Raw genomic sequence first — 9,460 nt, 5'->3', positions numbered from 1 at the left:
GGCTCTGGCTCTGGCTCTGGCTCTGGCTCTGGCTCTGGCTCTGGCTCTGGCTCTGGCTCTGGCAAAGTATCCTGCACGGGCGGGGCCTCTTCAACGGCTTCCGAAGAGGTATCTGGAGCCTCAATGTCCCCCTCATCAGCTCGCTCTTGAGGCTGATCTTTTAGACGCTGCTCTTCCTCTGGCGCCTGCTGCGAGTCTTGGGGCGCCTGCTGCGGGTCTTGCTTATTCTTACGCTTAAAAAAACCAAACATGTGTGTTACTCGATATAAATAGTGAACATTAAGGTTATGCTAACACCCTAACCCGAGACTTTGGATAAGCAGCCCGCTACAATCCGCCTCATGACACGACAACGCTCCTCCCGCTCATCCGCTTCCCGCCGCACGCCTGCTCAGCGAGGTGGCAAACCGCTTGGTAAATCACTTGGCAAACTGCGCATTATCGGCGGTGAGTTTCGCCGCCGTCAGCTGCCCATATTGGATAGCCCCGGCCTGCGCCCAACACCTGACCGCGTGCGTGAAACGCTGTTCAATTGGCTAGGGCAGCAGCTTTATGGTCAACAGGTACTCGACCTCTTCGCCGGTACCGGCGCACTCGGCATTGAAGCGGTCTCTCGCGGTGCGGCCTGTGTCGACTTTGTCGAGCGCGACCCGCGGGTGGCAGCGCAGCTGTCGACTAATCTGACCTCTCTGCATATTACCTCAAGCGCGGTGCATATTAACGATGTTCAGGCCTACCTGACACGCCCTGCACAGCCCTATTCACTGGTATTTCTCGACCCGCCCTTTCATCAGCAGTTGGCCGAACCATGCTGTAAAGCGCTGGAGAGTGGCGGCTGGCTGAGTGACGGGGCAATGATTTACCTTGAAACCGAGACATCGCTTGCCCCAGAGGTGCCCGCCAACTGGCAGTTACACCGCGAAACCCAGGCGGGTGAAAGCACCGCACGGCTCTATCAACGTCACCAGCGGTAAACAGCGCTTGCCGCCACGCGATGGTGGCGTTACGCTCGCTTCATTCGTCCCTGCTGGCAAGCTTTCCGCTTGTTTTTTTGGGTACTTTTTTACTACCGTTTTTTTGGTCTCGTTTTTACGCTAGGGAGATATACATGAGCTTGGAACTATTTAATCAGCTTGAACAGAAAGTCACCGATACTGTTGATGCGCTGGAAATGATGAAACTGGAAAATGAAGAGCTGCGTGGCGAAAACGCCAAGCTGAAAGAGGAGCGCGAAGAGTGGGAGCGTCGCCTCAATAGCCTACTCAGCAAATTCGATAGTCTCGACACGTCCAGCGCCTCTTAATCGACGCCACTCGCGGCCGACAGAGTCTCACGACCAGCTTAGAGTGTCCGCGACATCAGCAGTGCATCCTCGCGCCCAGCGGTACTTTGTGCCGCTGGGTCGCTTTGGGCCGAATGAGCGGCCTGAGCCGGGTAGTATCCTTTCCGGTACCCGTCTTCGGTAAGCCCCATGCGCTGATAGAGCCGAATAGCGCTTAGATTCCCCACTCGCACTTCCAACAACAGTCGCTCGCTTGACCAGCGTTGGGCTTGCGTTAAAACGGCTTCCATCAATGCCAAGCCCGCCCCACTGCGGCGGCACTCAGGCACAACCCCTATCGCTTGCAGCTCCGCCTCAAACGGCAGTCGCGCCACGATGGCATAACCTTGCAGCTTTTCACCCTGCCACCAGCCCACTACACAGGTGTCTTGGCTGCCCAGTGCTTCCAGCATTTGTGAGTCGGAGGTACCGCTTTGCGCCTGACCCTCAAGAGCCGTCAATAAGGCTAGATGCTCAACGCCAAGTTCAGTGATCATTAACTGCTGGCTCAGCGCCGGTTGAACTATCGCGCGTCCACTGCTGGTTTAAGGCCTGCAGCTCTGGCCATAGATCGCGCTTACTGCGGGTGCCGTCGAGAAGGGCGGCAAGCGCTGGCCCCTGCCAGACAGGCAGCGAGAGCGTGTGACTTTGGCCTTCGTTCACGTTCAGTATACGATCCAGCGGCGCTTGTTCAGCGCCCAGCTCGCCCCACCAGATCAGCCGGGTTAGCTGCCACTCCTGCCGACTTACCTGGCCTGCAATAAAGGCTGCTAACCCTTCGCGCGCTTCATCTAGTGGGTCCTCAACAGCAAAGGCATTGGTCATTTGCGGCCACGTAAAGTGCGTTACTTCCGGCAATGCGCTCTGCTGAATACCCGCTGCTTGAAGTAGATTAGCCAACAATTGCTGCTCAAGTGCACTCATTTCGCCCGCTTGCAGCAATAACCATCGGCCATTAAGGCATAGACAGGAGAGGGAGAACTTAAGGGGCTTGGCTGGCGTAGCAAGTGCTGTATCAGCAGTAGGCTCAGCCTTATCGGATTGGGCGCCAACCTGCTTGGTTTGGCTCTGTTTGGCTTGGTCCGATTTTTCTGAGCTGGGCTTATCCTTCAGCAACAACGCGCGTACTGCCGAAGGCGAGGCGATAGCCTCGCCTGACGCCTGAGGTTCAGGCGCGTTCCGCCGTGGCGCAGGAGCATCATCCAACAGCGCCTGCAGCCGCTCCCGGGGTGGCGTAGGAGCTGGCGCAACATCGTCCCACTCGCAGGCTTCAGTAGGCAGCGCATTGGGTAGTTGGTAGCGCGAGCCCCAGGCGGTAATGCCCATGGCGTCCAGATAGTGGCGCCGAATAACTTCCTGGTTCACTTTCCGCCGCCACGGCAGTTGGGAGAATCAGGCCGATCACCGCCACGGGCTTGCCACTCACTAGGCGTATAAAGATGCAGCGCTAGGGCATGCACTGGCCCTGACAGTTCATCGGCCAACAGCGCATAAATCTGCTGGTGGCGCTTCACCGGCATCATGCCGTCGAAGGCATCGCTTACCAGCGTCACTTTGAAGTGGGTTTCAGAGTTCGCGGGCACGCTGTGCATATGGCTTTCGTTTTCAACCTGCAGCACATCGGGCGCGAGTGCCGCTAACTTCTGCTCAATCTGTGTCTGCAGCGTCATGGGGGTCTCCTTGAGATTACAAACCACTTTATTGTACGCGCTTACTGCCCGGCAGACGATGCCCGACGAGCGTGTAATGCACGCCTTGCCAGTGGCATACGTGCAACGCTTGCCAATAGCGCTAGCAGCGTAGTTAACGCCCCTAACCAGAGCGTCACCTGCACCGGCCACCCCAACGCCAGGGCGGCGCCGACTAGAGCGACGCCGAACGACTGCCCCACCGTGCGCGTGGTGCTCATTACCCCTGAAACGTTAGCGCTGCGCTCCGGCGGCAGGCTGCCCATCATTTCGCGATTATTGGGCGGCTGGAACAGCCCAAAGCCAATACCGCATAACGCGGTGCGCCATAAACTGCCGGCTACTCCGGTCGACTCATCAACTAACGCCAGCGCAATCAGGCCAATGATCAGCAAGCTAAGCCCTGTACTGGAAAGAATACTGGGATTAATTCGGTCGGCTAGGCGCCCGGCCACAGGGCCAACGAACATGATAGCTAGCGGCCAGGGAGTGAATAGCCAAGCGGTTTCCAGCGGTGAAAAGCCCATCTGTTCCTGGTAGAAAAATGACAGGGCAACAAACGTAAGACCCTGGCCAATAAAGGCAAGCCCAGAGGCAGAAACGGCCAGCGTAAAGCGCGGCTCGGCAAATACGCTAAGCGGCAGTAATGGATAAGGCGCACGACGCTGGCGGGCAATAAAACCGGCACAGGCCAGCACCGTCAGTAGCGCCCAGCCACCGCTTTGCCAAATCGGCGCGGCGTGGCTCACGGCGTCCATGGCAATAAAGAAGCTGGCCAGCATAACGATCGAGAGCAATGCCCCAGCAACATCAAAACTGCCTTTGCGCGGCTCTTCGCGGGGCAACGCACGCTTGGCCAGCCATAGCGAGCAGAGACCCAGCGGCACATTTAAGGCAAACAGCCAGGGCCAGTCGGCAAACGACAAGATCACCCCGCTCAATGTGGGCCCCGCGGCGTAGCCACCGGCCACCACCAACGCACTCAAGCCCAGCGCGCTACCCAGCAATCGCGAAGGGAAAATAGCCCGATACAGCGACGGACCAATGGAGAGCGTCGCGGCGGCGCCCAGCCCCTGGAAAGCGCGAAACACCAGCAGCGTTTCCAGGTTGCGTGATAGCGCCGCCCCCAACGCAGCAGCAACAAAGGTCGCCAGCCCGAACAGGTAAAGCCTGCGCCGCGTGATCAACTCGCTAATGCCCGCGAAGACGAGCAAAAAAGCCGCACAGACCACTTGAAAGAGGTTGGTGATCCATACCGCTCGTGATGCCGACACACTTAAATCCGCAGCGATAGTGGGCAGCGCCAGATTGATCATGGTGGTGTCCACCACCGCCATTAAGGTACCGGTTACCAACGCCAGCACGGCCAAGGCACGCTCAGGCCCAGGCAGGCCATCGTCGCCAGGGCGGGTTTCAAACAGTCGCATAGCGAAGTCCTAGGGAAGAGTGTTTCTAAACGAAACGGCTAAAACCATTGTTTTCAAAACAATTATCTCGAAAACAATTAACTTGAAAACCATGAGCTTGAAAACAAAGAAACCGGCCTAAGCCGGTTTCCTAGTGCGCTAAATGGCTGTATTAAACAGCCGCGCTGGCAGCACTGAGCTTGCCTAAAATATTAGCACGCTAATCCTGCTCACTGTCTAATAACAATGCATCATCGACTTCGGAAATCTCAAGGGCTGTTTCGTCGTCCAAATCAATTGCTAGGTAGCTATGTTCAACGCGCACAAATTCTTGAAACAGAGCCCAATCGATCTTGTCCGGCCACTGGCGCTCATCCTCTTCCCAAGCGCGCAACTCAGTCTCGAGAATTTCCACGCAGCGCTCGCGCACAAACGTTTCCAGCGCCTCTGGAGTATCCATCTCTGGAATCAGATAAATGGTACTTTCACGTTCGACGTCGTCCAGGGTCAGGTCGTCGTCTCCCATGGTGGGTTCCAGCGCGTTGATCCAGTCCACAAAGGGCTGGGTCGGCCTGACGCTCAGTGCGGAGCGGTTAAGCAGTTTCATGGGATTCTCCTCGCCGTCGAAACGTTGACCATTATGGGCGCTATAACGCGCCCTTACCAACTTTTCATCCGCTATCGAATGGTTTAAACCACTTCGGGGCGCATCGCAGGGAATAGCAGTACATCACGAATGGAAGGGCTGTCGGTAAACAGCATCACCAGGCGATCAATACCGATACCTTCACCCGCGGTAGGCGGCATGCCGTACTCCAATGCGCGAACATAATCCGCATCGTAGTACATCGCTTCCAGGTCGCCAGCGTCTTTTTCCGCTGACTGGGCGCGGAAACGCTCTGCTTGGTCTTCGGCGTCGTTGAGCTCCGAGAAACCGTTGGCGATTTCACGACCACCAACAAAGAACTCAAACCGATCCGTAACGAACGGGTTAGCGTCGTTACGCCGCGCCAAGGGGCTGACCTCTGCAGGGTACTCGGTGATAAAGGTCGGCTGATCGAGCTTATGCTCGGCAACCTCTTCGAATATCTCCGTTTGCACCTTACCCAGGCCCCAGCTCTCCTTGACCTTGATGCCCAGTTTTTCAGCCATGGCCCGCGCAGCGTCCAACGAATCCAAATCAGCATCGGCAATGCCGTCACCGTGATCAAGAATTGCCTGGCGCAGCGTCAAGCGGGTAAATGGCTGACCAAAATCGTAGCTCGCGCCCTGATACTCAATCACCGCGCTGCCCAGCACTTCTTCAGCCGCTGTGCGCAGCATGGCTTCGGTCATGTCGAGCAGGTCGCGGTAATCCGCATACGCCCAGTAGAACTCCACCATGGTGAATTCTGGGTTGTGCCGCGTTGATAACCCTTCGTTGCGGAAATTGCGGTTAATCTCAAACACTTTTTCAAAGCCGCCCACCACCAGGCGCTTGAGGTAAAGCTCCGGTGCAATGCGCAGATACATATCGATATCCAGTGCATTGTGGTGGGTAATGAACGGCCGCGCCGCGGCGCCGCCGGGAATCGGCTGCAGCATCGGCGTTTCCACTTCCATAAAGCCACGGGCTTCAAAGAAGCGACGCATGGAGCTAATCACCGCCGCGCGAGTCTCAAATACTTTGCGCGAATGCGGGTTCATGATCAGATCCACATAGCGCTGACGATAGCGGGCTTCCATGTCGGTCAGTCCGTGAAACTTATCGGGCAGCGGGCGCAGGCTCTTGGTGAGCAGCTGAGCCTCTTTCATCATCACGTACAGATCGCCCTTGCCGGATTTATGTACCGGTCCATGAGCGGCGACGATGTCACCGATATCCCAGCTTTTAACGTCTTCAAGCACGTCAGCGGGTAAGCCTTTCTTATCCACGTAGAGCTGGATTTGCCCTGCCACATCCTGAATAACGATAAATGGCCCACGTTGACGCATCACACGACCTGCCACAGCGGCGTGGTGATCCAGCGCTTCAAGCTCGGTCTTTTCTTTATCGCCAAAGGCGTTTTGCAGCTCGACGGTTAAGCTATCGCGGCGAAAGTCATTGGGAAACGCACTTTTTCCCTGCTCAGCGGCGCGCTCGCGGCGAGCGGCCAGCTTGGCACGGCGCTCGGCGATAAGGTGGTTTTCGTTGTCTGCAGGAGACACGTCTTGGTTAGCCATGGGGCACCCTGTTCATGTTCAAACGCTAAAAAATTACAAACCTTGCTTTAAGCTGGCGACGATAAACTGATCAATATCCCCGTCGAGCACTTTATCGCAGTTGCTGGACTGCACGCTGGTGCGCAAATCTTTAATGCGCTGATCATCCAGCACGTAAGAGCGAATCTGGCTGCCCCAGCCGATATCCGCCTTGGAGTCTTCGGCTTCCTGCTTGGCGGCGTTGCGCTTTTGCATCTCATGCTCCCATAACCGCGCCTTTAACTGCTTCATGGCAAAGTCGCGGTTAGCATGCTGGCTGCGCTGTCCCTGGCAGGCCACGACAATACCGGTCGGTTCGTGGGTGATCCGCACCGCTGAATCGGTAGTGTTAACGTGCTGGCCGCCCGCGCCACTGGAACGGTAGGTATCAACGCGCAAGTCCGAGGGATTAATTTCCACTTCGAAACTGTCGTCAATTTCCGGGGACAGGAATACCGACGCGAAGGAGGTGTGCCGACGACCGCCGGAATCAAACGGGCTTTTACGCACTAGGCGGTGCACACCGGTTTCGGTACGTAGCCAACCGAAGGCGTAATCGCCCTGAACATGCACGGTGGCCGACTTTATGCCTGCCACTTCGCCTGCGGAGATTTCGGTGATATCGGCTTTAAAGCCGTGGCTCTCCGCCCAGCGTAGGTACATGCGCAGCAAAATATTGGCCCAGTCCTGGGCTTCCGTCCCACCGGAACCGGACTGAATTTCCAGGTAGGCGTTATTGGGGTCCATTTCGCCGGAGAACATGCGCCGAAACTCAAGCTTTTCTAACGCGGCTTGCATGCTGTCCAGCTCTTGGCGCACCTCATCAACGGTACCTTCGTCCTCTTCCATTTCAGCCAGCTCTAACAGATCCCGGCTATCGCCAAGGCCTTGCTCAAGATCGTCAATAGTGGCCACGATGGCTTCGAGGGAGGCGCGCTCTTTGCCTAACTTCTGCGCGTAGTCTGGATCATTCCAGACATTGGGGTCTTCCAGTTCGCGGGTGACCTCTTCTAACCGATCTTTCTTCTCGGCATAGTCAAAGATACCCCCTAAGAACGTCTGTCCGCTCAGACAGGTCCTTAATCTGGTTATGAATCGGGTTGGTTTCCAACATGGGGTCGCCCTAGCGTTGTCAGTAACTGATCGTACAGAGGTGTTCCGATCAGAAAAGCGCATAGTGTAACGAAAGCCGACACGCCCCGCATCCAATGCCCTGTTACAAGGCAATAAAAAACCCGGCGGGCGCCGGGTTTCGGTGGAGATTGACTCGCTAACGCTTAGAAGCGATAGGTCAACTGAGCGCCAAAGCCATGGGCTTCGTTTTTGTAGTCGGCGGAATAGTTTGAAGTTATAGGCGCTGTTTCTCGCCCTGCCACTTTAAAACTATCGGTTTTGGTTTGATCTACTTGGGTGCTGCGCTCGGTTAGGTAAGAGTAAGCAAAGTCGAGCGTCAGATCAGGCGTTGGGCTCCAACCTGCACCGATAGAGAAAATACGACGATCATCGGAAGGTATACGCACGCTACGAGTAGAATCTTGGGTAGGGGTAAAATCTAAAGCCACCCCTGCGCGCAATGCTAACTGCGGAGTCAACTGATACTCACCGCCGGTTGAAAACGCCCAAGCATTTTCATAATTCTGCTGCTCATTAGTTATTTCACCGCGTTCAGTGCCTGTCACTAAAATTTGGTCGAAACGGCTCCAACGCGCCCACGATGCCCCGAACATGAGCTTAAGATTTTCACTCATCTGCTGGGTTAAAGAGAAATTAATCGTTTCAGGTGTGGTTAAATCCAGCGCAGCGGTATCTGTTACCGTTCCAATTCCCAACTGGTCTAACACGGGCGAGCTTGCTGAAAAACTGCCTTCCAGATTGAAATCCACTTTTGAGCGGTAAGTTAAACCCAACGTTGTTTCAGGCACTGGCTGGTAAATAACACCCAGGTTATATCCCCATGCTTCGTCATCACCCTCAACCCTTGAATCTACTTCAGTTACCATAGGACTCATTAAAGGATTGCCGGGCACTGAAACTGGAACCTGTCGATGAAGCTCACCTTCTACGCGATTATAAGTAACACCTGCGCCAACCGACCACTGCTCGGTAAAGCGATAAGAAATGGTTGGCTGAGCCGTCATTACCTTCACTTCGGTGTAATTTCCTTGATTACGGCCTTGGAAGCTGTCTTCGTAATCTGTTTTTGAACCGAACGGCGCATACACACCGAAGCCAAATGCTAGCTGTTCATTCACTGGGTGCGCATAGAATGCAAAAGGAATAAGCGTACCTGGAACCATATCACCGTCATTAGAACCAGAAACTGAGCCGCTGAAAGGTATGACGCCAGTAACATTTCCCCCTGCATCTGTATCAACAAGAGCCCCTGAGCGGGAAGAGCTGACATTACTAATATCACTATTAACGTTCAAATAAGTACCACCAACGGTAATCTGCGCTCGGTCTAAAAACGACATACCCGCCGGGTTGCCGTATACGATGGTGGCATCATGCACATTCGAGCTTCGGCCTGCATGGCCATAGCCCTGCCCACTAACGCTCTGCTCATTAATTTGGTACCCGCCCGCGTGGGCTTGGCTGGCGAAGGCGGCCGTAATAGCAGCGGCCAGGGTGAGCTTATTAAATTTATTATTCATAGTGGGCCTCTCTTCCCGATGATCCAGTGGATACCGACGATCCACTCTCTTTATTTTTTACATGACTGTTTTCTCGCACCTGAGCCAAAGGTTCAAGGGCAAACGTTCGTTTTATTTAATTTTTGCCTTATACATTAGTCGCACGGCCGTTTTAAATCAGTGTTTTAGTCA

10 protein-coding genes and 1 pseudogene are annotated in these 9,460 nt (G+C 55.2%); 2 read left to right on the top strand and 9 right to left on the bottom strand.

Annotated elements, in window-relative coordinates; all coding sequences use genetic code 11:
• A pseudogene (locus tag CXF87_RS18410) lies at window positions 1–251 on the bottom strand (signal recognition particle-docking protein FtsY); the annotation flags it as partial.
• A gap of 90 nt (window positions 252–341) precedes the next feature.
• On the opposite strand from CXF87_RS18410, the gene rsmD reads away from it, so the two are divergent.
• Window positions 342–974: a 16S rRNA (guanine(966)-N(2))-methyltransferase RsmD gene (gene rsmD / locus CXF87_RS18405; protein ID WP_101147693.1), complete on the top strand. Its 633-nt coding sequence runs from the start codon at window positions 342–344 to the stop codon at window positions 972–974.
• Between the two features lie 134 nt (window positions 975–1,108).
• Window positions 1,109–1,303 carry a cell division protein ZapB gene (gene zapB / locus CXF87_RS18400; protein WP_008959905.1) on the top strand — a complete coding sequence of 65 codons (195 nt, stop codon included), beginning with the start codon at window positions 1,109–1,111 and terminating at the stop codon, window positions 1,301–1,303.
• A gap of 38 nt (window positions 1,304–1,341) precedes the next feature.
• On the opposite strand, the gene CXF87_RS18395 is transcribed toward zapB, so the two are convergent.
• The 8 genes from CXF87_RS18395 to CXF87_RS18360 form a co-directional block, all read right to left on the bottom strand.
• The gene (locus CXF87_RS18395; protein ID WP_101147692.1) at window positions 1,342–1,818 is read right to left on the bottom strand and encodes a GNAT family N-acetyltransferase; all 477 of its coding nucleotides are present in this window, start codon (window positions 1,816–1,818) and stop codon (window positions 1,342–1,344) included.
• Complete coding sequence (locus CXF87_RS18390; RefSeq protein ID WP_101147691.1) at window positions 1,808–2,686, bottom strand: hypothetical protein; 879 nt, start codon at window positions 2,684–2,686, stop codon at window positions 1,808–1,810. Before CXF87_RS18390 ends, CXF87_RS18395 begins: the two co-directional genes overlap by 11 nt.
• Window positions 2,683–2,991, bottom strand: coding sequence for a BolA family protein (locus tag CXF87_RS18385; RefSeq protein ID WP_101147690.1), 309 nt, complete (start codon window positions 2,989–2,991; stop codon window positions 2,683–2,685). The genes CXF87_RS18390 and CXF87_RS18385 overlap by 4 nt, the downstream gene beginning before the upstream one ends.
• Before the next feature lie 41 nt (window positions 2,992–3,032).
• On the bottom strand, window positions 3,033–4,436 hold the full coding sequence (locus CXF87_RS18380) for an MFS transporter (RefSeq protein WP_101147689.1): 1,404 nt from the start codon (window positions 4,434–4,436) through the stop codon (window positions 3,033–3,035).
• A gap of 199 nt (window positions 4,437–4,635) precedes the next feature.
• Window positions 4,636–5,022: a hypothetical protein gene (locus CXF87_RS18375; protein WP_008958714.1), complete on the bottom strand. Its 387-nt coding sequence runs from the start codon at window positions 5,020–5,022 to the stop codon at window positions 4,636–4,638.
• An 83-nt stretch (window positions 5,023–5,105) separates the two neighbouring features.
• Window positions 5,106–6,617: a lysine--tRNA ligase gene (lysS, locus tag CXF87_RS18370; protein ID WP_101147688.1), complete on the bottom strand. Its 1,512-nt coding sequence runs from the start codon at window positions 6,615–6,617 to the stop codon at window positions 5,106–5,108.
• Window positions 6,618–6,650: 33 nt separating this feature from the next.
• Window positions 6,651–7,749, bottom strand: a protein-coding gene (gene prfB / locus CXF87_RS18365) for a peptide chain release factor 2 (protein ID WP_101147687.1) whose coding sequence is annotated in 2 segments (ribosomal slippage) — window positions 6,651–7,673 and window positions 7,675–7,749 — 1,098 coding nt in all. Because the reading frame shifts where the segments join, the coding sequence is not laid out codon by codon here.
• A gap of 163 nt (window positions 7,750–7,912) precedes the next feature.
• Window positions 7,913–9,289 carry an OmpP1/FadL family transporter gene (locus CXF87_RS18360; RefSeq protein ID WP_101147686.1) on the bottom strand — a complete coding sequence of 459 codons (1,377 nt, stop codon included), beginning with the start codon at window positions 9,287–9,289 and terminating at the stop codon, window positions 7,913–7,915.
• Between the last annotated feature and the right edge of the window lie 171 nt (window positions 9,290–9,460).

Origin of the sequence: Halomonas sp. MES3-P3E, assembly GCF_002836035.1 — a bacterium.
In the GTDB taxonomy this organism is placed as follows: domain Bacteria; phylum Pseudomonadota; class Gammaproteobacteria; order Pseudomonadales; family Halomonadaceae; genus Vreelandella; species Vreelandella arctica.
Note: the sequence above shows the minus strand (reverse complement) of the source record. Positions and strands in the feature narration are given on the sequence as shown.

Excerpts from the sequence above, each read along its gene's own strand:
- CXF87_RS18380 (WP_101147689.1), bottom strand. The coding sequence starts at position 4,436 with ATGCGACTGTTTGAAACCCGCCCTGGCGACGATGGCCTGCCTGGGCCT.
- CXF87_RS18385 (WP_101147690.1), bottom strand. The coding sequence starts at position 2,991 with ATGACGCTGCAGACACAGATTGAGCAGAAGTTAGCGGCACTCGCGCCC.
- CXF87_RS18375 (WP_008958714.1), bottom strand. The coding sequence starts at position 5,022 with ATGAAACTGCTTAACCGCTCCGCACTGAGCGTCAGGCCGACCCAGCCC.
- CXF87_RS18395 (WP_101147692.1), bottom strand. The coding sequence starts at position 1,818 with ATGATCACTGAACTTGGCGTTGAGCATCTAGCCTTATTGACGGCTCTT.
- zapB (WP_008959905.1), top strand. The coding sequence starts at position 1,109 with ATGAGCTTGGAACTATTTAATCAGCTTGAACAGAAAGTCACCGATACT.
- rsmD (WP_101147693.1), top strand. The coding sequence starts at position 342 with ATGACACGACAACGCTCCTCCCGCTCATCCGCTTCCCGCCGCACGCCT.
- lysS (WP_101147688.1), bottom strand. The coding sequence starts at position 6,617 with ATGGCTAACCAAGACGTGTCTCCTGCAGACAACGAAAACCACCTTATC.
- CXF87_RS18360 (WP_101147686.1), bottom strand. The coding sequence starts at position 9,289 with ATGAATAATAAATTTAATAAGCTCACCCTGGCCGCTGCTATTACGGCC.